This is a genomic window from Listeria monocytogenes (assembly GCF_013282665.1).
Taxonomy (GTDB): Bacteria; Bacillota; Bacilli; order Lactobacillales; family Listeriaceae; genus Listeria; species Listeria monocytogenes_C.
This window is the reverse complement of record NZ_CP054041.1, coordinates 1,691,409-1,715,088: the sequence shown is the minus strand read 5'-3', so window position 1 is coordinate 1,715,088 and position 23,680 is coordinate 1,691,409. Positions and strand designations below refer to the sequence as shown.

18 protein-coding genes are annotated in these 23,680 nt (G+C 37.0%); 4 read left to right on the top strand and 14 right to left on the bottom strand.

Annotation, left to right across the window (positions count from 1 at the left end):
- Positions 1-17: 17 nt before the first annotated feature.
- From HRK21_RS08595 to wsfD, 8 genes are all read right to left on the bottom strand, one after another.
- Positions 18-1,373, bottom strand: a complete 1,356-nt coding sequence (locus tag HRK21_RS08595) for a PFL family protein (protein ID WP_003738225.1) — start codon at positions 1,371-1,373, stop codon at positions 18-20.
- An 18-nt stretch (positions 1,374-1,391) separates the two neighbouring features.
- Entirely contained in the window at positions 1,392-1,661 is a 270-nt protein-coding gene (locus HRK21_RS08590) for an ACT domain-containing protein (protein WP_003721327.1), read from the bottom strand.
- 77 nt (positions 1,662-1,738) lie between these two features.
- Positions 1,739-2,569 carry a class I SAM-dependent methyltransferase gene (locus HRK21_RS08585; protein ID WP_070006360.1) on the bottom strand — a complete coding sequence of 277 codons (831 nt, stop codon included), beginning with the start codon at positions 2,567-2,569 and terminating at the stop codon, positions 1,739-1,741.
- A 59-nt stretch (positions 2,570-2,628) separates the two neighbouring features.
- Positions 2,629-3,483: a diguanylate cyclase domain-containing protein gene (locus tag HRK21_RS08580; RefSeq protein ID WP_003735706.1), complete on the bottom strand. Its 855-nt coding sequence runs from the start codon at positions 3,481-3,483 to the stop codon at positions 2,629-2,631.
- Positions 3,484-3,496: 13 nt separating this feature from the next.
- The gene (locus HRK21_RS08575; RefSeq protein WP_070006353.1) at positions 3,497-5,542 is read right to left on the bottom strand and encodes a cellulose biosynthesis cyclic di-GMP-binding regulatory protein BcsB; all 2,046 of its coding nucleotides are present in this window, start codon (positions 5,540-5,542) and stop codon (positions 3,497-3,499) included.
- Positions 5,543-5,557: 15 nt separating this feature from the next.
- The gene (locus HRK21_RS08570) at positions 5,558-6,808 is read right to left on the bottom strand and encodes a glycosyltransferase family 2 protein (RefSeq protein WP_069888141.1); all 1,251 of its coding nucleotides are present in this window, start codon (positions 6,806-6,808) and stop codon (positions 5,558-5,560) included.
- A gap of 10 nt (positions 6,809-6,818) precedes the next feature.
- Positions 6,819-8,315, bottom strand: coding sequence for a hypothetical protein (locus HRK21_RS08565; protein WP_070006354.1), 1,497 nt, complete (start codon positions 8,313-8,315; stop codon positions 6,819-6,821).
- The gene (gene wsfD, locus HRK21_RS08560) at positions 8,308-9,783 is read right to left on the bottom strand and encodes a glycan biosynthesis hexose transferase WsfD (protein ID WP_070006355.1); all 1,476 of its coding nucleotides are present in this window, start codon (positions 9,781-9,783) and stop codon (positions 8,308-8,310) included. The genes HRK21_RS08565 and wsfD overlap by 8 nt, the downstream gene beginning before the upstream one ends.
- Before the next feature lie 239 nt (positions 9,784-10,022).
- Here wsfD and HRK21_RS08555 point away from each other — a divergent pair, with 239 nt between their 5' ends.
- Positions 10,023-10,763, top strand: a complete 741-nt coding sequence (locus tag HRK21_RS08555) for a MerR family transcriptional regulator (RefSeq protein WP_070006356.1) — start codon at positions 10,023-10,025, stop codon at positions 10,761-10,763.
- Positions 10,764-10,944: 181 nt separating this feature from the next.
- The gene (locus tag HRK21_RS08550) at positions 10,945-12,606 is read left to right on the top strand and encodes a SulP family inorganic anion transporter (protein ID WP_003738216.1); all 1,662 of its coding nucleotides are present in this window, start codon (positions 10,945-10,947) and stop codon (positions 12,604-12,606) included.
- Positions 12,607-12,642: 36 nt separating this feature from the next.
- Here the strand turns inward: HRK21_RS08550 and HRK21_RS08545 are convergent, their stop codons facing one another.
- Positions 12,643-13,086, bottom strand: a complete 444-nt coding sequence (locus HRK21_RS08545) for a DUF2798 domain-containing protein (protein ID WP_070006357.1) — start codon at positions 13,084-13,086, stop codon at positions 12,643-12,645.
- A gap of 106 nt (positions 13,087-13,192) precedes the next feature.
- On the bottom strand, positions 13,193-13,945 hold the full coding sequence (locus HRK21_RS08540) for a MurR/RpiR family transcriptional regulator (protein WP_003726690.1): 753 nt from the start codon (positions 13,943-13,945) through the stop codon (positions 13,193-13,195).
- Positions 13,946-14,146: 201 nt separating this feature from the next.
- Between HRK21_RS08540 and HRK21_RS08535 the strand changes: the two genes are divergently transcribed.
- Together HRK21_RS08535 and HRK21_RS08530 are read left to right on the top strand one after the other, a co-directional pair.
- Positions 14,147-15,463, top strand: coding sequence for a 6-phospho-beta-glucosidase (locus HRK21_RS08535; RefSeq protein WP_070006358.1), 1,317 nt, complete (start codon positions 14,147-14,149; stop codon positions 15,461-15,463).
- A gap of 56 nt (positions 15,464-15,519) precedes the next feature.
- Positions 15,520-16,740 carry a restriction endonuclease subunit S gene (locus HRK21_RS08530; RefSeq protein WP_096824455.1) on the top strand — a complete coding sequence of 407 codons (1,221 nt, stop codon included), beginning with the start codon at positions 15,520-15,522 and terminating at the stop codon, positions 16,738-16,740.
- Positions 16,741-16,779: 39 nt separating this feature from the next.
- On the opposite strand, the gene HRK21_RS08525 is transcribed toward HRK21_RS08530, so the two are convergent.
- The 4 genes from HRK21_RS08525 to HRK21_RS08510 all read right to left on the bottom strand — a co-directional run bounded on the left by HRK21_RS08525 (position 16,780) and on the right by HRK21_RS08510 (position 23,621).
- The gene (locus HRK21_RS08525) at positions 16,780-17,709 is read right to left on the bottom strand and encodes a site-specific integrase (RefSeq protein WP_070005897.1); all 930 of its coding nucleotides are present in this window, start codon (positions 17,707-17,709) and stop codon (positions 16,780-16,782) included.
- 83 nt (positions 17,710-17,792) lie between these two features.
- Positions 17,793-19,001 carry a restriction endonuclease subunit S gene (locus HRK21_RS08520; RefSeq protein WP_096824454.1) on the bottom strand — a complete coding sequence of 403 codons (1,209 nt, stop codon included), beginning with the start codon at positions 18,999-19,001 and terminating at the stop codon, positions 17,793-17,795.
- Entirely contained in the window at positions 18,998-20,587 is a 1,590-nt protein-coding gene (locus tag HRK21_RS08515; RefSeq protein ID WP_070005798.1) for a type I restriction-modification system subunit M, read from the bottom strand. The genes HRK21_RS08520 and HRK21_RS08515 overlap by 4 nt, the downstream gene beginning before the upstream one ends.
- Positions 20,588-20,633: 46 nt before the next feature.
- Positions 20,634-23,621, bottom strand: a complete 2,988-nt coding sequence (locus HRK21_RS08510; RefSeq protein ID WP_070005797.1) for a type I restriction endonuclease subunit R — start codon at positions 23,619-23,621, stop codon at positions 20,634-20,636.
- Between the last annotated feature and the right edge of the window lie 59 nt (positions 23,622-23,680).

The following is a 23,680-nucleotide window of genomic DNA, read 5'->3' as shown; positions in this document are numbered from 1 at the left end:
GGAGGAAACCTTTTTTGTTAGTTTTTAAAAGAATGAATTGGTGCCGGGATTCGACCGCCGCGAGCAATAAAATCCACAGACGATTTTCCGTTTACTGGCATTACTGGTGCCGTACCGAGTAAGCCACCAAATTCGACCATGTCTCCAACTTTAGTGCCGCTTGCTGGAATTACCCGGACAGCGGTTGTTTTGTTGTTAATTACGCCAATCGCTGCTTCATCGGCAATCATTGCTGCTAATGTTTCGGCGGTTGTGTCACCTGGTACGGCAATCATATCCAGACCCACCGAGCAAATTGCTGTCATCGCCTCTAATTTTTCAAGGTTGAGCGCGCCTTGTTGTACGGCTTCAATCATACCAGCGTCCTCAGAAACCGGAATAAATGCGCCAGATAAACCACCTACATGCCCGCAGGCCATCACGCCGCCTTTTTTCACAGCATCATTTAAAAGTGCAAGTGCGGCTGTTGTACCATGTGTACCAACCATTTCTAAGCCCATCTCTTCTAAAATATGTGCGACCGAATCACCAATCGCCGGGGTTGGCGCTAGCGATAAATCGACAATCCCAAAAGGAACGCCGAGTTTTTCGGAAGCGACTTGACCAACGAGTTGACCCATTCTAGTGATTTTGAAAGCGGTTTGTTTGACTGTTTCCGCAACGATATCAAATGGTTCGCCTTTTACTTTTTCGATGGCGCGTTTGACCACACCTGGGCCGCTGACGCCAACATTGATAACGCAATCCGCTTCACCAACACCATGAAATGCCCCAGCCATAAAAGGATTATCCTCGACAGCATTGGCAAATACAACAAGTTTCGCGCAACCTAGACCTTGTGTATCGGCTGTTAAGTCCGCCGTTTCTTTGATTACTTCGCCCATTTGACGGACAGCATCCATATTGATTCCAGTTCGCGTCGAGCCAACATTGACCGATGAACAAACACGTTCTGTTTGAGCCAAAGCTTGCGGAATCGAGCGAATCAAGATTTCGTCACCTTTCGTGTAGCCTTTTTGGACGAGCGCGGAGTAACCACCGATAAAATTCACGCCAACTTCTTTTGCAGCAGCATCAAGCGTCTTGGCAAATTCTACGTAGTCCGCATCATCGCTTGAACCAGCGATGATCGCAATTGGTGTGACAGAAATTCGTTTATTAATAATCGGAATACCAAACTCAGATTCAATCGCTTCACCCACTGCCACTAAATTGCGTGCTTTGGTGACGATTTTTTGATAAATTTTCTTTCGAGCCACTTCGCCGTCGCCGTCCATACAATCTAGCAAAGAAATCCCCATTGTAATCGTCCGGATGTCCAATTTTTCTTCTTCAATCATTCGTATCGTTTCTAAAATTTGATTTGTTTCCATACCAGAATCGCCTCCATCCTAAAGTTTGTGCATTGCGTTGAAAATTTCTTCCCGCTGAATATGTATTTTTACTTGGAGGTCTTCGCCTTTACCGGCTAATTCTGCTTTTACTTCATCAAATTCTTTCGTGATTTGGCTAATATCGCACATCATCATCATCGTAAAGTAGCCATCCATAATCGTTTGAGACACATCCACAATATTGATGTTCAGTTCAGCTAATTTATTACTAACACCTGCGACAATACCCACATTATCTTTTCCAATTACAGTAAGTACAGCTCTCACATTCAACACTCCTTTAGTTCGTTAATACGTTCCATTATAGCATAAAAAATCTAAATCTTGTGAAAAAGAAAGCAAAATTACTTTGCCTGCCAAGAAGTACAGTATGACGCCATTGGTAAACTATTTTCAAGTGTAATTAATTTACTTTGACTAAGTAAAAATGCTTTAAATTTTTCTGGCAAACCTAAATCAGCTTCTAATTCTTTTGTGATAAAATCTTTTACATAACTAATTTCCCATCGGCTATCTTGCATTTTTTCTGAGAAGATACTTGTTTCCGTGCCCATTTTCCAGTTGTGCTCTTGGATAATTTCTTGCATATCCATTGGCGTGATGAACGTTCGGATGTTGGACTGTGTTTCTTGTTTGAATGCTTCGTAGGATGACTGAGTGAGCACGGCTAACATATGGGATGTTTGTTTCACATCCGTAATTCTCGTATCCCATTCTGCGTAACAAACTCGTTTCGCCCACCTGCTTAATAATTCGAGCATTAATGTGAGCTCACTTTTGGAACTAAAATACCACGAAGCATGTGATAAAACCGCTATATCAAAAGCATCCTCTGGAAAAGGGATATCCCCTTTTAAAATATCCGTTCCTAACTTAAAATCAATTTGCGCACCAAGTTTTGATTTTTTCAAATGGTCTGTCGCATCGCCAATGGTAAACGGAGCACCATAAGTTCGTGGTGCAATATCAATACCTTGCACGAAGCCACTAGTACCAACTGCATTCGCAAGTACAGCTGTTGTATCACCTTGCCCACAACCCACTTCGAGCACCCGGTCCCCTTCTTTCACCTGCCAAAAATCAACAAGTTTGATACGGTGCTCCGTTTGGGTCCGCTGAATTTCTTTGTCATTTTCGTTTACTAACATACAATCGACTATTTCTTCTAAGTTCATCATGCTCCCCCAATCAAAAATGAAAGTTACCTCCTAATTATAGAAGGTAACTCTCTATTTTACACGTCATATTCTAATTCTTTTGTCGCTAACTCGATAAAATCAAGTGGTGTCTTGACTTTCTCGCTATCAAATTGGCTTGTTCCAATGCGAAGTTCTAGCTTCACACGGTATTTTGCGGCAAATTCTTCAGTGTTTGCTTCGGCAATTCGGCTTTTGATTCGATCCGCAACTAATTTCCCACCCGGTTCGTCTGTTAGTAACAAGAGCCCCCAAGTGGCATCACTCTTATCTAATAAGTAAAGGACATCACTCGTGCGGATACAAGTCTCCAAAATCGCTGAAATATCTTGTAACGCCATTCGCATTTCATCTTCGCTTTGGAATCGTTTTAACTCTCGCCAGTGACGAACTTTGATGACCATCAGTGACAGCGGTAAGTCATAACGGCGCGAAATGCTGGAAAAGATACGCTCATCATTTTGGAATGAAACGATATTTTTAAGCAAAGTTTCTTGGTCAATTGTTCCTAAATATAGATTTTGCTGTTTGATTTTCGTATTTTCTTCTTGAAGCCTCGACGTATTTCTTGTAAACATCGCACTTGCAACGGTGAAAAGTGGCGTGATAATAAGCCAAAAGTAGCTACCAAATCCATAAGCGATTTGATTTGCGACAATTTCATAAATAATATAAGTTGCATAAATAAAAATGTAGAGGACATTTAAAATTAAACCAAGCGTTAAATTCGTAAAATAGGTGATAATCACAAGTAAAAAAGTGATATTTAATAAAATAATGTTTCGCAAATATTCATCCGGCGTATTAATCATAAAGCCAATCGTGATGAAACAAAGCAAGATGAAAAATAAAAAGCCAATATCTGCAAATAAGTTATTCGTTATCTTTTTCATTTTTTATTTCTCCTCACTTCCGGCTCCGGCGATATTTACGCAAGATTAGTAGGACTGCGACAACTAAGATAACAATGGATAGAAGCGCGAATGCTCCGAACACAGTGACTTCTTTGTTGTTACTGATTTTTGATCCAAAGCTTTCTTCCTTTGTATCTGCTACTTTTTTGAATCGGTAGGAATGTATCGTGTTATCTGTATCAACAATGGCGCCATCTCCGTAAATTTTAGCTAGATTGGTTTTTGTGGCGATTAAATCTGATCCGAGTTCTGTTTGTTTAGCGCCTGGACCAGTAACTGCCAGAATTGGGACGCCATCTGAGTTAATCAATTGAACACTTCCAAGTTGTTTGCCGTAATTTTTTTCAATTGATATTTTTTCATTGGAAAGGAAATATTCGCCTGTTTTATTGTACTGGAAATATAGATCGTCGTTGGCGTTTTTGATGACTGGATTATTATTCATTGTACCAACTGCAATAACGTTCGATCCTTCTTTTGTTTTTTTCCAGTTAGCAGCATGTACGGCAGTTAGATTACCTCTATTTCCATCATGGAAGCGGCCTAACAGATTGAAAATGTTTGCTAATGAATCTGTATCTTCTGTCGTTAATTTATCGGGAACAACGACAACTGCATTGTTAAAGTCACCATTGGCAATAAAAGGATATGGATATTGTTCAAAAAGCAAGTCTGTTTCTTCGCTTGTATTCAAATTGATATTTGATTCTGGGGTAATATATGCCCACGGAATTTCAGAGTCTGCAATAAAGCCACAATAGTTATTCGTTAAGACTAAATCAAAGGCAACGGTAACCGAAAAATCCCCTTTTACGTTTAAATCGCTCGGAATTTGGAACGTCAATTTGTCGCCATTGGCTTTTTTAGCGGTAAGTTTTTGGCTACCGATTGGTTTTCCGTTCACTAAAATCGTTACTAATGAATGCTCGAAATCCAAGTTTTGTGCATATCTAAAATCAAGTGATACTTCTGTTCCTGTTGATGCGCTACGATTGGCTGGCATGCTGATAAAGTAATCTTGTGTGATATGACCAATCCCTTTTAGTTTATCGCCAGTGGTTGTTAGTTTCGTATTTTTGTCAACGCTAGTCGCTGGTGTATCGATTTTTTCGTCTGTTGATAGCCATTTAGTATTTGTTCCGAGCTGGCTTAAGTAATTTTGGTTGGCGATTAGTTTGCCAGCTTTTTTTAGTGCGTCATTTGATTTAGAAGTAATCACAAGTGTATTCATATTTCCAACTGTCACTACTTGGAAAAGCGCTTGTTTTTCAAGTTTATTATCGTCTTTTATTTGTGATTTAAGATCATTTGGTAAATGGTCATAGCTTGAAAAAAGTACGAGATAGTTTTTACCGTCACGCGTTTTTGCTTCCTCATATTGACCAAAAGCGATATTTTTATCTTCTAACGTATTCGCCGCAGAAAATCCGGAAAGCCCTTCAAGTGCTGCGCCAAGTTCGGCATCGCCGGCTTTATTTGAGACAGCTACTGCACCTTGTTCACTTTTTACAGTATCAATTCCAGTGAAGCGCTCACCAAACTCAGCAATCGTTTTTTGGAAAGCTTTATCAGAATAAGATACGTTTACTGCGCTTGTTTTATCGAATTGCAGCCAGTTGGCAGGTGTGTCGTCAATCGTGCAACGACCATCTGGCAAATCAGTGTAGACAAAACTTTCGATAGATAGAACATTTACCCCTTTTTTCAGCTTGTCTTTCGGGATTTCAATTTGTTTTGTTCCTTTGTCGGTTTTATCTGGTTTAAAAGAGTAAAATGCCACATCGTTTATTTTCAGTGTCATCGTGGAAACTTCTTTTTCGCTCAGTTGGGTAATTGTATACACAAGCTTTACGTTAGCGTTGGATACGTCCCAGTAATTTTCCACCGTGAAGTTTTGTTTGGTGGTTGTGAATTTTCCTTGGGCGGTTTTATCTGTCCCAAAAACTGTTTGATAGTTTTTATCTGCTGCGAAGACATCTGGCCTATACAGAAATAGTACAGCGAAAATTAGCAGCCCGATTACAGTTAATTTTTTCATTAGGCACTCTCCTTTTTAGAAACGCTCGGTTTTATACCATTTGGTTTCTCTTTTTAGTACGGTATCTTTTAAGAAAATAAAGAATCCATATGCGGCGACCACCATCCAAAGCTGGCAATACGTCACATACATCAACATAATAAATAACAAATTCGAAAAACTGATTTCTCCTTTTTCCGTAGTGAGTGTAATAAATGTACCTGCGATAAAAAGTAAAATGGCAAGCAACCAAAGCGCCCCGCTAAGTCCGGCAAGTGTTGTATGTACAAGTCCTAGCGCATATAATACGAGTAAAACATCACTAACAATCAAGGAAGTTAATAATAAAAAATAAATCGATAAAAAGTATAAAATATCAAAACGAACGCGCCTACCTTCTCGTTTAAAAAGGAGTGGAACATTTTTTAAAATTACATAAATATTGCCTTTCGCCCATCTTGAGCGCTGTTTGAACCAGACTGGCAATGTTTGTGGCTCTTGTTCCCATGTAACAGCCTTCGCTTGGAATTTGATTCGGTAACCCATCATGTAAATCCGAAAACTAATCTCGGTATCTTCCGCGACAGCTTTCACATCCCAGCCACCGATTTCTTCTAGGAGCGACCTTCTTACAATAAAATTAGTGCCAGGAATCGTGCACAGTTTGAAGAGGGCCCATCTGCCGGCCTGAGCCATCCACTGAAAACTCAGCGTTTCAATATTGATAAATCTCGTTAACCAGCTCGCATTTCGATTTCGCGTTCTAAATTTACCAATAACCGCGCCAAGTTTCGCATCATTCGTAATTTCGCCAACAAGAATCCTTAGCGCTTGCTGTTCGGGAGTATTGTCGGCATCGTATATTGCTACCAGTTCTCCGCAACTTTCCGCAAATCCAATATTGAGTGCATTCGATTTTCCTTTTCCACCCGTAATATTATCGGTATTAATAATTTTTAAAAAGCGTGTCGGATTTTTTGCTTGAATGGCGGCTAAAAGTTCCGCGCTATTATCTGAAGAATTATCATTAATGACAATGATTTCGTAACGATCGACTGGATAATCAAAAGCTAACAGCGACTCAACTGTCTTCACAATTACTTTCCCTTCATTATGGGCTGGCACCATGACAGAAACAAATGGTACTTCCGCGGGTATTTCAGGTACGTTTCGCGCTTCGTTTTTCAAATAATAAACGTATCCTGCAACAATTAACACAATATTAATTAGCAAAAGTCCCCAAATACATACCACTGCGAATAATGCTAAATAATCTGCAACAACCATTTATTTCACCTCATTTCATATATTTTTTCATGTAAAGCCGGTACCCAAAGACAAATAAAACCCCAATAATGCCTAGCGAAAGTACAATTACTATCGTGAAAAAGGTATTTTGGTAGCCGAAAAACCCTTCTAAGCTGCCCGCTTGCTTGACTGTTTTATTTTTCGTTTTAATATAGTTTAAATCGCCATCGAGCGTAACTGATTGATTATTGATATAAAGTGAGCCTGCACTCGATTCAATCGTATCCTTATTTGTTTTTACCCCATGATCTTGGAACCTAAAATCACTAATATTATCGTTCGCTAGTTCCTCAGCAGCTGCTTTTAATTCTTTCTCGTTATCAAAGAAGGAATAGGTTATTGCGATATCGACTGGAAAGCTTCTCCCTTCAGTCGTAGTCGCATAAAAATCGTTCGCCACACTATACGGGGACTTTTCAAATGCGCTGCCATTATTTACTTTCGTTGTATGAATAATTTTTTGATTAGGTAGCAAAATCCCGGTATTAAATGGCGCAAAACCTTCTACGCCATATACTTTATCAAAATTCCAGTACAGTTCTGCCGTAACGCCAAGTGGTGCGACGTCATTTTCGGCGAAGAAATGTACCGATTTTTGCATAATGCTTTCAAGTTCTCCCGCCGGACTATCACCGTACGTCACTGCTGGAACGTTCATCATAATCGTGCCATTTTTTGCTTGAACGTAGCGTAAAATCTCCGCATAATTTTTTGCCGCTTGGAAATCTTGATTGTAAAAAACAGGCCCCGCACTCACGATAAACGGAATTCCTTTTTTATAAAAAGTATCTGCCGTTTTTTTGAGTAAATCAAAATCGATAAATGGATTTACGCCCGTAATAAACGCATATTGGTTCGTGGTCGTTTTAATATCGAATAACGCTTTGAGCACGTCCATTAAAGCAAATTCACTCATATCATCTGCCTGAAAAATTGGCGCGTATGCGTAATTTCCTGCTTGAACGCCGTATACAGCTTTGCCATTTTCAGCAGCATCCATTGCACCAAAGCTTGTTCCTTTATAGGAAGTTATTAGATTGGTTTCGTTCACCAGTTGCGGTTTTCCAGCTAGTCCAGCTTCCGTTTGAATCGTGATAGAAGTATCTGTAATTGTTTTTGTTTTTAGCTGTAATTTATCCGTTATAAATGTTGGAGGATTTTCGCCTATGTATGCAATTTTCGCCTTGCTTTCGGCTAACTTTTCCGCCCATTCATTGGATAAACCGTCTTTTTTATTTTGAAGTACGATGATTTCACTTGTTTGATTTAGATTAGGATTTTCCTCCCAAGAATAAATCGTCACTCGTTTGCCCAAGCTATTTAACATTCGAAGTAGCGCGTCCATATTGCCTTCATTCTCTGTACCTGTCGCCAAACTATCATAAAAAACAACGACACCATCATCCGATTTTGCTATTGCAGAATGCCCTCCGACAACGAAAATCACGAATGCTAGCAGAATACTGACAATCATTTTTTTACGCATTCCGCTCACCCCTCTTCTTCAAATAAACTTCGAGCAGAGACGCCGCCCCAATTAACATCGTCAAATCAAAGCACACATTAAATAAGAAATTATGTTTCGTTAAATCCGCTTCCCCGTCGCCAACTATCGTCACTAAAATCACCGCAAACCCAGAACCAATCAGCAAAACAACTAAATCAAATAAAAGCATTCCGCGAATATTTTTCTCCCGGAAATGTTTAAAAGCACTCACCCCATAACAAATTAGAAAAACAAGCGCCCATAAAATTAAAAACGTAAATTTCGCTGGAGCCAATTTTTCTTTTACATCACTATAAGCTGAGAAGAAATGCGTTTTCTCTTTGAATTTGTACCCTGTTCCCTTTTCAAAATTCCCCATCTCAAATGGACGAATTGAAAAACTATTTTGTGCGGATAAATCAAGCATTTTCCCAAATTGTTTTGGATTTTCCAAATAATAACTCAAAACCGTAACAAAATTATAATTAGGATAAAATTCCTTTTCCATCAGTTTGGAGTCTAAATCAATCATTTTATATTTTTGATAAAAATTCGTTCCTTTGAGTAAAGCAAATTCAGAATTCATGCCCATTTCTTCGAGTGATTTCTCCGGATTTTCTGAATCAAGTAGCACACCACGCGTCATCGTTTGGTACTGATTTATCGTTACAAACTCGCCAGGAATAAAGGCGTACATCACGACCCCACTCAAGAAAATAACAAAAAAAGTAGCCGCAGCTGAGATTCGAAATGCACGATTTTTCCGGATGAAAAATACGAGTATTCCACAAACAGCAATAACCACCGCAATCGGCGCATTTTGCTGTTTGGCCGTAATTAAAATAAGGGATGCCACAAAAATCAAACCTAGCATCGCATAATCATTATATTTATGCTGATATAAAAGCAAAAATCCCGCCGAAATATACAGGATCATGATTAAAATAAGCCCTTCACTAAAAAACGAATTAAAATAAGCGGTATAAGCCGTATCTGCGAAAATAAATACGGTCAGCACCGCAACCACATACCCCGGCCAGCCTTTCATTTTCGCCGTTAAGCCCGCCACTAACAAATAAATTGCCGGTAAAAGAAGCGCTAATTGCAACCCACCTAAAAAACGCACATCAAAAACAGTAGTCGACCAAAAAAGCTTATTTAAAAGAAGCGCCATTTGAATAAAGATACTTTGCGAGGAGTAAATAGCTACTTGGTTTTCATTAAAGTACTGATAAATCCCAAACTCCTTCACAAAATGCCCAAATTGCAGCGCATCATAATTCGTATTATTGACAAATAAACCATTACTCGAGAAGATTCGGAAAAAGTCTCCATTATCAGCCATACCAATATACGGTGGCACAAAAAGCGCTATGAGCGTGATAATAAAAACACAAATAACCGCAAATATTTGCGGTGTAAGATGGTGCCATAGCCACATACTACTGGATTTGATTTTCCCTTTCATGATGCTATCCCCTTCTTAATTCTCGATAGACCAATGTCACAAATTCGACACATTTACATTTCATTATACGAGAATGTTTCCTTTTTTTCCATGCTTTTATTCATTTTGTTAAAAGAAGTTGGCTACAACTTATTTGCCTTCCACCCTTTTCCACTAAAAAGAGTATAATAAACACAAAATCATGCTTGACTATTACGCAGCGTCATAGCTTATAGTAAAAACAGAAGGAGGAATCATTCATGCAAATAAAAGATTTGGCTGAACTCACCGGTGTCAGTGTGCGCACACTCCACCACTACGATAAAATAGGCCTACTTGTCCCGCAAAAAGATGACTGGAATGGCTATCGTATTTATTCAGAAAACGATGTCGACAAATTACAACAAATCCTTTTCTTTAAAGAACTCGATTTCCCTTTGAAAAAAATAAAACAAATTCTTGATGATCCTTTTTTCGATAAAAATGTTGCTTTAGATTTGCAGCGCCACTTACTAATAGAAAAAAAGCAGCGAATTGAAACGATGCTAGCAACCCTCGATCAGACCATTAGGAATGAAAAAGGAGAAATAACAATGACAAACAAAGAAAAATTCACTGGTTTTGATTTTTCCACCAATCCATACGAAGAAGAAGCAAAAAAACGATGGGGCGATAAAGTAGTAGAAAAAGCTAATGAAAAAGTAAATAATATGAGTGATAAAGAACAATTAACTTTAAAAGAAAATTTCGACGCTGAATTTCGTCATTTAGCATCTGTTCGAAAACTTGCTCCAGAGTCAGAAGAAGCCCAACTCGCTATTAACCATTTTTTCCATTACTTGAATGATACTCACGGCAATATTTATTCCCTAGAAGCCTTTGCTGGTCTTGGAGAAATGTACGTGGCAGATGAGCGCTTCACTAAAAATATCGATCAGTTCGGCGATGGCCTTTCGCTTTTCCTTAAAGAAGCCATGACTATTTATGCCAAAAACAAGTAAAAAAAGCCACGATTTCCTAAAAAGAAATCGTGGCTTTTTGAATAAGCTTCCTAAAATTAATTTAAATAATCACTGTAAAAGAGGATTTGTACAACAAAGAACGGGGTAAATAGTATAAGATTTATCAATATGTATCTACGATGTAAAATAAAGAATAAAATACATTTCAAGGGAGGAACTTATGTTTAAACACATCTTACTTTCATTAAATGGGTACAAAATATCCTATTTACGAAATGATGTCATTTCAGGTGTTGGTGTTGCTGCGCTGACGATTCCAGTTGCAATGGGATATGCACAAGTAGCAGGGCTTCCACCCATTTATGGATTATATGCGTCATTTTTACCGGTTATTGCCTATGTTATATTTGCCAGTTCACCGCAACTTATTTTCGGAATTGATGCAACAGCAAGTGCTATCACAGGATCCATCATTTTAGGAACAGCTGGACTTGCTGCGGGATCTAAAGAAGCTATCGCGCTTGCCCCAATTCTCGCATTCTTTTGTGCAGCATTTTTAGTTCTTTTCTCCGTATTAAAATTAGGACGTTTCGCAAAATACATATCAGCCCCAGTTCTTAGTGGATTCATTTCCGGCCTTAGTGTATCCATCATCATGGGACAAATTCCTAAGATAATGGGCCTAAAAGAAAGCGGAGATAGTTTCTTTTCTAGTCTAGGCATTATTTTCGGACAGTTTTTCCAGTCCAATTGGATTTCATTTGCCATGGGCGTAGTTACAGTCATTATTGTTATTACTTGTAAAAAAGTTATACCAAAAATCCCTATGTCTCTTGTTGTTTTAATACTTGGAACAATGGCTGCTTATTTCTTTAAATTAGATCAATATAATGTCGATATTGTCGGTAAAATTCCAGTTGGTTTCCCTTCGCTAGCACTTCCAGATTTTGGTGCAAGCTCGTGGGCAATGGCAATTGGCGGGGGTCTAGTCTGCGCCATCGCAACTTTTGCTGGTTCGCTTTTGCCAAGTGAAAGTTTTGCCATGAGAAACAAATATACGATTGATGATAATCGTGAGTTATTTGCTTACGGGATTTCTAATTTCGTCGCTGCGTTTTCTGGTTGTTCCCCGGCAAGTGCCAGCGTATCAAGAACTGCCGCTAACGAACAATTTCGTGGTAAAACGCAAATGGTTTCTATCGTTGCTGCAACCATTATTGCGCTAATCGTTGCCTTCCTAAGTGGACTACTTTACTATATGCCCCAACCAGTTCTTTCAGGCATCGTATTTGCTGCCCTTGTAGGTATTATTGATGTAGATGTGTTAAAAGGTTTATTCAAAGTTTCTCGTCGTGAAGCAACTGTTTGGATTGTTGCAGCACTTGGGACTCTTTTAGTTGGCGTTATTTTTGGGGTACTACTTGGTATTTTCCTATCATTCATTAACGTAGTAAGTCGTTCGATGAAATCACCAATTGCGATTCTTGGAGTAATCGAAGGACGCCATGGTTATTTCGATTTAAAACGTAAACCAGAAGCAAAACCAATTCCAAATGTTGTCATTTATCGTTATAGCGCTTCTCTTTTCTTCGGGAATTTTAACAAATTCGCAGATGGCTTAAAAGAAGCAGTCCAAGATGATACAAAACTAGTCATTTTTGAAGCGAGTGCGATTATTAATATCGATACAACCGCAACCGAATCAATGAAAGACTTGCTCAAATGGCTCGATGACAGAGAAATTGAATATTACTTCGCTGACCTAATCGATCATTTGAAAACTAGTTTTAGAAAACATGATCTTGGCTATATTATCGATAACGGCTACACGAAGAAAACCGTGGAAGACGCGCTCGATGCTTATTATGCCGAACATAAATAACAAAACGCTTAGCCGAGGCTAAGCGTTTTTTCCTTTTTACAAAAGGGCAAAAATTCGCGGACTAATTAACCGCACAAATGGTGAAACGATAAAGACTTGCAAAAATAAAGCCACAAAATAATTGCGTAAAATGAGAAAACCTAAATGACTCCATTCGCCTTGATTCACAATCAGGCTAAGCGTCGACATAAGCACACACATAAATGTAACCATTAATAGTTGCATCATAATGATTTTTTTAAATTTCGAAGCATCTTCACTAACCAAAAGGGCGTGCAGGCGATTCGCTATTTTTCCGACAACAAAAAAGTCTAATAAAAATCCAATAAAAAGAAACGGGACAAATGCTTTTAAAACAATCAATAAAGAATCTGTACCAATACCATTTTCAAGAAAGATATTATAAGAGCTCATGCATAAAATCATCAAAGAACACATAATAAGTGTAAAAACGACCTTCTCTTTCCTATTACTGTACATAATTTCACCTCCAAAGAACTATCGTAGCAAATTAAAAAATTCTTCGTAAGTGACAATTTTGTTACAAAAAAAGTTTTGCCCGGAACTCCAAGCAAAACTTAGCTTTTTACATTTTTTCTTTATCAATTTGCGTTCTTATTTCCCGGGCAATATTTTCAATTGTATATAGTGCCGGTAGTTGGGACGTGATATTCGCTTCCTGGTACATTTCCTTATTAATATAATAAGCGATGTTCGCGTCAGAGAGCCTCGCAATAGTTGATTTTGCGCTGTTCGTAATCGAAATCACTTTGCAATTTTGCGCTTTCAGTTGGTGAATATAACGAATGATGTCTTCATTTTCCCCTTCCACTGAAATCGCAATCATGCAGATTTTATCGGATAATTTGCTCGATAAATGGTAAAACGGGTGGTTAAGCGGATCTTCAATATGTAGCGCCAGCGTAAATAATGACGAAAAATAAATCGCGCCATATTCAGCAATTACGCCCGATGAACCAACCCCAGCAAATAAAACCAGTTCGCGGTCACGAAGAATTTCTACTGCGTTTTGAATTTGCGCTTTAAACTCCGGTTGCGCCGTCCGTTTCAGAAAATCAATATACGTCGTCTCATCCGCCATATCGATTTGCGCCAACTTCTGCTCTTCCAAATAAAGCTGCAACTTCACGCGAAACTCCGAAAAACCATTACAACCAAATTTTCGGCAAAAACGTAGAATTGTCGTCGTACTCACATGCGCTTCCGTCGCCAAATCACGAATCCGCATATAAACAACCTTATCTAAATTCGCCACAATATAATTATAAATATCTAATTCCGTATCATTTAATTCCAAATTTTTATCCAAAAAAAGCATTTCCGCACCTCTTTTCGCTTTATTTTACCATGTAACACCTCGTTACTCAAATGTGACAAGTTCCTACTTAGAAAATCCTTACCTAAAGCTCGTCAAATACTAGCTATTTTTTCATAAAATTCCTATACTATAACTGTGAGAAGAAAAGGTGATACCAAATAAGTAAGCCTTTTCAAAAAAATATCCTTGGAGGTATAAATAATGACTAAAGGTATTAAAATCGCAACTATTGGTGGCGGATCAAGTTATACACCTGAACTAATCGAAGGATTTATTAAACGTCAAGACGAATTACCAGTTCGTGAACTATGGTTAGTCGACGTAGAAGCTGGCCGTGAAAAATTAGAAATCGTTGGTAATTTAGCAAAACGTATGGTAGAAAAAGCTGGCGTTGACATGAAAGTACATTTAACACTAGACCGCGAAGAAGCTTTAAAGGACGCTGATTTCGTAACAACACAATTACGTGTAGGTTTACTAGACGCGCGTGTGAAAGATGAGCGCATTCCGAATTCATATGGCGTAGTTGGTCAAGAAACAAACGGACCAGGCGGCATGTTCAAAGGACTTCGCACAATCCCAGTTATTTTAGATATTTGTAAAGACATGGAACGCCTTTGCCCAAATGCTTGGTTAATCAACTTTGCTAACCCTGCAGGAATGGTAACAGAAGCAGTTCTTCGTTACAGTAACCAAAAGAAAGTGGTCGGTTTATGTAATGGCCCTATCGGCATCGAACGCAATATCGCTGAAACTCTTGGCGTAGACGTTTCTGAAATTTACGTAGAATTCGTTGGTCTAAACCACATGGTATTCGCGAAAACTGTTTATCATAATGGCAAAGATGTAACAAAAGATGTTGTTTTCAAAATGACAGAAGATGAAGCTGGCTCAAGCCTTAAAAACATCAACGCAACTGGTTGGGACAAAACGTTCTTACGTACACTAAACATGATTCCAATCGACTACTTGCGCTACTACTGGCAAACAAAACAACAACTAGAAGACCAAGCTCGCGCATACGCAGAACATGGTACTCGTGCAGAAGTTGTTAAAAAAGTAGAAGCGGAACTATTTGAGCTTTACAAACAAGAAGAACTTGCTGAAAAACCAAAACAATTAGAACAACGTGGCGGCGCTTACTACAGTGAAGCAGCATGTAACCTAATTAACTCTATCTACAACGACAAACGCGATATTCAAATCGTTAATACTCGTAACAATGGTGCTATTCTTGATATCGACCCTGATTCCGCAGTAGAAACAAACTGTGTTATCACTCGCCAAGGTCCAATCCCACTAGCAAGCGGACGCCTTCCAATCGCTATCAATGGCATCATCCAAGAAATCAAAACTTTCGAGCGCCTAACAGCCGAAGCAGCAGTTACTGGTGATTACGACAAAGCACTCCTTGCAATGACAATCAACCCACTAACTCCAAGCGAATCTGTAGCCCGCGAAATGCTGGATGAACTTTTAGAAGCGCATAAAGAGTATTTACCGAATTTCTTTAAATAAGTAAAATGTAAATACAGATATTTTTAAGTAATATAGTTTTTTGAAAGAGGCAGCTTGTGTTGCCTCTTTTTTATGTAATTTCTCACTACTTCAACTTACCATTTCGAGCTTGGGAACAGCGTAAGTTAGGTGAAATTGCGAATTCCTTCGAATATGGCCTTAATGCAAGTTCTAAAACATATGATGGAGAAAATAAATATATTCGAATTACAGATATTGATGAAAGTTCTCATGTATTTAATCAAGATAATCTAACCTCCCCAGATATAAGTTTAGATAACCTAAATCATTACTTATTAGAAGAGGGTGATATTCTCTTAGCGAGAACAGGAGCAAGTACTGGAAAATCTTATTGTTACAATAAAATAGATGGCAAAGTATTTTTTGCTGGGTTTCTAATAAGAGCAAAAATCAAACATGAATATAATGTCAGTTTTATCTTTCAAAGCACTTTAACAGAAAGGTATAATAATTTTATTCAGGTTACTTCTCAGAGATCAGGCCAACCAGGAATTAATGCTCAAGAGTATGCTAGATTTGCTTTATATATTCCTAAATTAAAAGAACAACAAAAAATAGGTGACTTTTTCAAACAACTTGACAATACTATCGCTCTTCATCAGCGTAAGTTAGATGCTTTAAAGCTGATGAAGAAAGGGTTCTTACAGCAAATGTTCCCAAAACGTGGGGAGAATATTCCTAAGATTCGGTTTGATGATTTTGATGATATTTGGGAACAGCGTATACTTGGAGAATTTCTCAAAGAAAGTAAGATTAAAGGTTCAAATGGTAGTCTTGCGAAGAAATTGACCGTAAAACTTTGGCGAAAAGGAGTAGTTCCTAAAGAAGAGATTTACACAGGCAGTTCTGCTACTCAGTACTATATTCGAAAAACGGGACAATTCATGTATGGAAAGTTAGACTTTTTGAATCAAGCATTTGGTATTGTACCACTTGAGTTAGATGGTTATGAATCAACTCTTGATTCTCCAGCATTTGATATTGAAGAAAGTATAAATGAAACATTTTTATTAGAATACGTATCATTGGTACGCTTTTATAAATATCAAGGAAATATTGCTAATGGTTCTAGAAGAGCAAAGAGAATTCATACTGATACTTTTTTTGAAATGCCTATTCCTTTGCCCAATAGTAATGAACAACAAAAAATTGGAACTTTTTCCCAACAAATCGACGACTTAATTGCCTTTCAGCAAAATAAACTGGAGAAACTCTCTTCTTTAAAAAAATCCTATTTACAAAATATGTTTATATAATTTAATCCCCATCTATTTTTATGAGATGGGGATTATTAATCACATTAACATTGATAAATGGCGTATAATTTTATCATTATCTTGATTTTCCAATTCCTGAATAATATGAAGGTATGTTTCTTGGGTAGTAGTCATACTTGAATGACCTAACCTATTCGCAACACTGGCAATTGAAACTCCAGCAAATAATAGCAAAGATGCATGGGTATGTCGTAAACTATGGATTGTGATAGTTGGTATATTTGCATTCTCACACAATACTTTTAAACGATTATTAATAGTAGAATTGAATACTCTACTTTTAACAAAAATAGGTTTATCAGGGTCTTTCATTTTAATTAACTGGGAAAATTGCATTGCTAATTGCCAATCAATTTGAATCTTTCTATTGGAAGATTCATTTTTTGTCGGTTGAAAAGAACCAGTAACCATTTTGTAATCCCAGGTTTTATTAATATTAATTTTTTGTGTAGAAAAATCAAAGTCTGAAGGTGTTAGAGCTAATGCTTCTGAAAATCGAAGTCCAGTTTTAATGATTAATAGAATAAACCAATCCCAATTTATATTTTCCTTTAAATTTAATTCTTTTAATAAGGCTTGTACTTCAAATTGATTTAAAAATTTTGCTTTTTTAGATCGTGGTGCTTTTCCTTTAATCACAATTTTTCTTGTGGGGTTTTGACTAATCACACCTTCATCTACAGCATCTAAAATAGCTCCTTTCAGATGATGATGGAAATCCATAGTAGTTTGTTTCTCATGAGTAAGTGCATAACTATTTAGCAGTTGCTGATAAGTATAACGATCTAGATCCTTTATTTTTAAATCAGGTACAAGTTCTTGAATTTTTTGTTCTGTTACATAGTATTTTTGCAAGGTAATTGAACGTATCGCTCCAACTTTATAAAGATCTACCCATTCTTTAAAATACTCATGAAATGTTTGTTCTTTTCTCTTTTTCGCTTTCATAAAAAACCTCCTAAGATAATAAATAGATGAGTTAATCACCTTTTATTATTATCTTAGGAGTTAGTTTAAGTGTAAATATCTTATTAGATAAACATAGTTTGCAAATAAGCTTTTTTTACCTTTTTTAGCATCTCTATTTGGTTTTGATGAAGTATTGAAGTATATTCTAATTTTTGAAATAAGTTTGTAATTTTTATTTGTTCATCATTTGCTGGTATTTTAATCTTAATTGTAGATAAGGAGGGGAATTTTAAATTCCATGTATCTGAAGTTAATCCTTGTGAGTTACGTTGAAAAGTTTGAATCATATCAATTTTTTTAAACATATAAGCTATAAATATTGTATCAATATCTTTTCTTGGATAAATTACAGTATAAGCGGGGCTTAGTATTCCGTCATAAGTTGAATACCCACTTGCTCCTTGCCACATACGCATAGAATTATATGCTATATCTCCTTTTTTTACAACTTTATAATTAGATTTATCAAAACTAGAGTTATCTTTTTTCTCTAATTTAGAAGCTTTAATTACTCCTGAATTAATTGTTACAGAAATTAGCTCTCCGTCAGCACTTCGTTCCGATCTTTCATTAAAAATCTCTCCTAACTTACGCTGTTCCCATTTTCCATCAAAATCAGCAAACCGAATCTTGGGGATATCCGCTTCGATTTTGGGGAACATTTGCTGTAAGAACCCTTTCTTCATCAGCTTTAAAGCATCTAACTTACGCTGATGAAGAGTAATAGTGTTGTCAAGTTGTTTGAAAAAGGCACCTATTTTTTGTTGTTCTTCTCTACTTGAAGGTTTGTTAATATTTTTCTCTAATAAGTCTGTTTTTGTTATTCCTTTAATTGAAGTACCTTGAATATTTTTTAATTCTTTTTGAAGCATCATATATATAGAATAAACCCCAAAATTAGAATCTACTTGTAAGTTAGAAAGAGATAAAAAATCTTGACTAGTTGTGTATTCAAAAGGCATAAATACTAATTTCCCTACGCCCACTCGTGAAACGATTGCAATTGAATTAGCTGGAATAAATTTAGTCGCTGAACTTTTTACAGCCAATTCTGTAATATATTTTTTAGGGATTACATTAAATAAATTACTTATTAATAAATCACTACTCTGTATCCAAGGAATTTCTCCGCTCCAGTATTCAGGCACATTAGTTTTGGGAGTCCCCCCACCGTATGTGTTTATTGCATAATCTGAAACCTTACGCTGTTCCCAAGCTTCAGAAAAGCCTTTAAACCGGATTACTGGCACGCTTTTTTCTAATTTTTTCATCGAAATACCGCCTTAGTAGCTTCAATTATTTCCTTCGTATCCGCAGTAACAGCTAACTCATCTAATAAACCAAGAAAATCAGTCTCGGCTTTTTTAATATCAGCATTTAATGCCACCATCTCATTACCAAGCGCTATCAAATCAATAGCTTCCTCTTCTTCAAAAGTATCCACATAGCGGGGAATATTTAAATTATAATCATTTTCTTTAATTTCATCTAATGTTGCAAGATGAGAGTATTTATCTATCTCTTTACGATTAATAACTGTATCAACAATTTTGTTTACATCTTCAGAACGTAAACTGTTTTGCTTTTTAATTTTCTCAAATCCTTTACTCGCATCAACGAATAAAATGTCTGATTCAATACGATTTTTTCTTAAAATAACAACACAAACTGGGATCGATGTATTTAAGAATAACTTATCAGGAAAACCAATTATTGCCTCAATCTGGTGCTTATCAATTAAAGCTTTTCGGATACGCCCCTCAGAAGCTCCGCGGAATAATACACCATGTGGTAAAATAATCGCCATGCGTCCATTATCTTCTAAATGATACAAACAGTGTAATAAAAAGGCATAATCAGCTTTTGTCTTAGGTGAAACACCATATTCCCGCCATCTTGGGTCATCTTCACGGTCTTTATTATTCCAATGTGCTGAATAAGGAGGATTCGCCATTACCGCATCAAACATTCGAGGAGTATCTTTTCCCTCCACTACCCCATCTGGCCAATCGCTTTCAAGTGTATCCGCATGATTAATATTAATATCATTATATTCAATACCATGCATCATCAAATTCATTCTTGATAAGCGGTAAGGTGTTGCATCTTTTTCTTGACCATAATACTTAATAACTCCGCGTCTACCTGAGTTCTTCATATAACTTGCTGTTGTAAGTAAAAGTGAACCAGAACCAACAGTAGGATCAAAGATAGAAAACTTTTCCATATCTTCTCGGCCAAAAGTTAAAATCCGAGCCATTACATTAGATATTTCTTTTGGTGTATAGTATTGTCCCATATCCGATGCTAGGACAGTAGCAAATTGTGCAACTAGATACTCATAAATATCTGAAACAGTATCATTACTACCAGATAAATCAAATTCAGGAGAGGATAGCAATTCAATCATAGAAATCATGACACTAGCCCTAGCTTGTGCATTAGCACCTAAATCCGCACTATCAAAGCGCATACCATCAAAAATTCCTTCAAAATCATTTTTCGCTTCAAATGCAATTTGTTGGTTAAAATGCGTAAATGTATCTGTCATCATCCCAATATTGAAGCGGTCTGTATCAATTGCTTTTTTCCAGTCTACAAAGAATTCATTTGGTTGAATCGCATATCCAAGGTTCTTTTTCATATAGTTTAAGGCCTTTAAGGAATCTTGAGAATAAACACTCTCCCAATTTTCCCCGCGTAATACGCCATTTAGCCAATATGTTGCTTTTTCAGATAAGTATTTATAAAACAAAATTCCGAAGATATAGTCTTTATATGCAGTTAAACCAATTTGACCGCGTGTTTGATTGAGCATTGCCCACATTTTTGTTTTTTGTTCAGTTGATAATGCCATTATGTTTTTCCTTCTTTCTCTTATTATAAATAAAACTCATATTTGCTTATAGTGAATTGAAGAATGCCATTAGCTCTTCTTCAAAATCAGAGGCTTCAAAAAATCCGATATTTTCCTCTGCTTCAATCTCACGCACAATATCCGCTAGCTTTGGATTATCAATGAGCGTATGCCCTGGTAAGAATAAGTCGAAAGCTTCCACAATACGATTACCATTGACTTTTTGGTTAGCTGCCCAACGGCGAACTCTAAGCTCTCGATGTTCCGTGCGGTATTTCTTACGTGTTTCCTGAAGAGAATCGGTTGTAAAATGTTCTGTAATATTACCTGCTTCAATATCATCCACGATGCCATGGATTTCATGTTGACTTTCTTCATCCATTGGTACGATGTGTTTTTCGATAGCATCTTTATTACTTTTATTTTTTTCATCCATGAAGGTATTCAGAAGCTCAACTAACATATCATAGTCAATTATCTCGTGATGATAAAATTCAATTCCAATCTTTATTTCAGTGAGATCAGGACGATCTTCAGGAGGTAATTTCTCCTTAGCATCATATAAACGAGCTTGTAAAGCACCAAATTCATCAATACTTGAAATGTTCAAACGAACCATTCTTCCAGTCGCTTCACCTTGTTCATTTAGCTCCTCAATCTCGCTTCCTAGCTCGTAACCCTGCTGCACTAATTGCTGTATCTTGGTTTGAGTAGTTAAAGCAAGACCAACAAATTCTTTTAGATCATTTTGGCCTCGTGGAACTTGACTAAAATCATCGCCAGCAAGCTCTTTCAATCTTAAGACAGCTTCTTCTAGTTCGTTGATTTGATGGCTCTGGGGCTTTGCAAGAATATCGTCATTTTCTAAATCTTTAGGTAGCTGATTTTTTGTCTCTTCTTCCGCTTCTTGAAGAGTATCATTGCCACCTCTCGTATAAATACGTAGCGCATTTTCAACAAATTCGCGCATTTCATCACCTTGGCGATAAAAACGTACTTTCCCATGTGGTTTGCTGTTAAGGTCAAAAGTTCGATTCGTTCTAGAAATCGCCTGTATTAGCATTCCTTCCTTGAGCAATTTGTCCATGAAGATTACGTTGATGAACTTTGAATCAAAGCCCGTTAAAAGCTGATCTGAAACAATTACTAAATCTAATCTATCTTCTTCTTTACCTTGATTATATGGTCTTTTACGTGCTAATCGCTTAGTTATATCTAACATGTAAGCTCGAGCCGGATCCTTTGCGTCTAAAATGCTTGGAACATTGAATTTTTCAGTATAGTCTTTAATCGCAATTTTAAGCGCCTCATTTTGTTCCTTTGTACCATGTTCATTAGACTCATCACGTGAAAATGTCATTGCTACATTTAAATGAGATCCTTTCGATTTGAAAATATTATAATAATTCACAGCTGCTTGCTTACCTGACACTGCAAACATCGCTTGGAAGGCATTCTCTTCACGTTTACCTGCAATTAAAGCCCCACTAGATGTTTTCGTCCAGTTATCAAGGATATCTTTTACGACTTCTTGACGATAGACATCACTTTGATAAACTTCTTTTTCATAGTCTTTTTCAGAAAAGTCTTCTTGTGGATGTTCAACCACCCAATGAGGTTTGAAATAAGTTACATCAAATCCTAAGACATTTCCGTCGCCAATAGCATCTTTAATGGTATATGTATGTAGTCGTTTGCCAAATATATCATGCGTTGAAATTTCTCGAGTTGTTTTGACATCATTTATTTCATCACTGTAAAAGTTCGGAGTGCCCGTGAACCCGAACCAAGTTGTCTTCTTGAGTGCCTTTTTGATTAACTTTACAGATTCTCCACTCGCGCTTCGGTGCGCCTCATCCATAATAATGACATTCCAGTCGTCATTTTCTAAACCTTTTTTAACAGCTTTTGTCAATCCTTGAACTGAAATCAATAAAATTTGCGAGGAGCCTTTTCTCTTTAATTCCCTCTTTAACTCTCTTCCATTAACCTTCTTAATGCGATTTTTAAAGTGAGCATATGCGAAACTTTTAAAATTTTCGAGTGTTTGGTCTATTAAGTCAATACGATCCACAATAAATAGTACATTTTTAATTCTAGGTGCAGATGCTAAGAGTTGTGCAACCTTAAAGGAAGTAACTGTCTTGCCTGATCCAGTTGTATGCCATATATACCCGCCCTCTTTTTGCACAAGTCCGCTTGCTTCCATTTCTTTCATGCGTTGTAAAATTTCTCTTGTTGCTTGAATTTGGTAGCTGCGCATTACCATTATGTTATCATTTGACGCATCCGGGATCATATTAACTGTAACTAAGCGGTGGAGAGCAGGGATACTCATTACTTGATGAATAAATTCAAATGCATCCGTAATATCTTTATTATTTTCGTCCCGCCAGCCAAACACAAAAGTTTTATTATATTGTTCAAATGCATTTGGACGAGCAAAATAATGCGCCGAATGTTGACTCATGATAACTTGAACTTGTACAAAAGCAAACAATCCTTTATACAGTCCGTCACCATGATAACCTTTGAGTTGTTCAAAAGCTCGCCACTGATTTTGTAAATGCTCATCTTTTTCTTCAATATGAACTACTGGAATACCATTAATAAGTAAAGCTACATCAATTATACGTTTTGTTGTTAATCCTTTAGGTAGATTATCAAATCTTACTTGATTGACAATTTCATACCGAGAGCGCCCGCCCGCTACATCATCTTCATAAAAAATTTCAACTTCCAGGCTTGAACCATCATCACGAGTAATAGGAATTGACCCTACTCCACCTGCACCCACTAATAATAACTGAGCATCATACGGTGTTTTAATACGTTGTAGTTCTTGAAGAATTAATCCAAACTCAATTTCTGACAATGGTACTCCATTAAGTTTATGTGCGTTAGTTTCATTTAAAATATCACGCCAATGCTCTTCAAGTTTTTTAATACTAACATTGGATAAGTCTTCCCGATAAGTCCATCCTTCAGTTTCAAGCTTTTTAATTAAAGCTGCTTCAAATTTTGCTTCTGCCACATAAATACGTCCTTTCGCAATTTTGTTATGAACTATTACTGTAATTTTCTCTATATCAT

Bases quoted from the DNA above. Each gene is read 5' to 3' on its own strand.
- HRK21_RS08550 (WP_003738216.1), top strand. From the start codon at position 10,945: ATGTTTAAACACATCTTACTTTCATTAAATGGGTACAAAATATCCTAT.
- HRK21_RS08580 (WP_003735706.1), bottom strand. From the start codon at position 3,483: ATGAAAAAGATAACGAATAACTTATTTGCAGATATTGGCTTTTTATTT.
- HRK21_RS08595 (WP_003738225.1), bottom strand. From the start codon at position 1,373: ATGGAAACAAATCAAATTTTAGAAACGATACGAATGATTGAAGAAGAA.
- HRK21_RS08555 (WP_070006356.1), top strand. From the start codon at position 10,023: ATGCAAATAAAAGATTTGGCTGAACTCACCGGTGTCAGTGTGCGCACA.
- wsfD (WP_070006355.1), bottom strand. From the start codon at position 9,783: ATGAAAGGGAAAATCAAATCCAGTAGTATGTGGCTATGGCACCATCTT.
- HRK21_RS08520 (WP_096824454.1), bottom strand. From the start codon at position 19,001: ATGAAAAAATTAGAAAAAAGCGTGCCAGTAATCCGGTTTAAAGGCTTT.
- HRK21_RS08585 (WP_070006360.1), bottom strand. From the start codon at position 2,569: ATGAACTTAGAAGAAATAGTCGATTGTATGTTAGTAAACGAAAATGAC.
- HRK21_RS08540 (WP_003726690.1), bottom strand. From the start codon at position 13,945: ATGCTTTTTTTGGATAAAAATTTGGAATTAAATGATACGGAATTAGAT.
- HRK21_RS08575 (WP_070006353.1), bottom strand. From the start codon at position 5,542: ATGAAAAAATTAACTGTAATCGGGCTGCTAATTTTCGCTGTACTATTT.
- HRK21_RS08565 (WP_070006354.1), bottom strand. From the start codon at position 8,315: ATGCGTAAAAAAATGATTGTCAGTATTCTGCTAGCATTCGTGATTTTC.
- HRK21_RS08535 (WP_070006358.1), top strand. From the start codon at position 14,147: ATGACTAAAGGTATTAAAATCGCAACTATTGGTGGCGGATCAAGTTAT.
- HRK21_RS08545 (WP_070006357.1), bottom strand. From the start codon at position 13,086: ATGTACAGTAATAGGAAAGAGAAGGTCGTTTTTACACTTATTATGTGT.
- HRK21_RS08570 (WP_069888141.1), bottom strand. From the start codon at position 6,808: ATGGTTGTTGCAGATTATTTAGCATTATTCGCAGTGGTATGTATTTGG.
- HRK21_RS08515 (WP_070005798.1), bottom strand. From the start codon at position 20,587: ATGGCATTATCAACTGAACAAAAAACAAAAATGTGGGCAATGCTCAAT.
- HRK21_RS08525 (WP_070005897.1), bottom strand. From the start codon at position 17,709: ATGAAAGCGAAAAAGAGAAAAGAACAAACATTTCATGAGTATTTTAAA.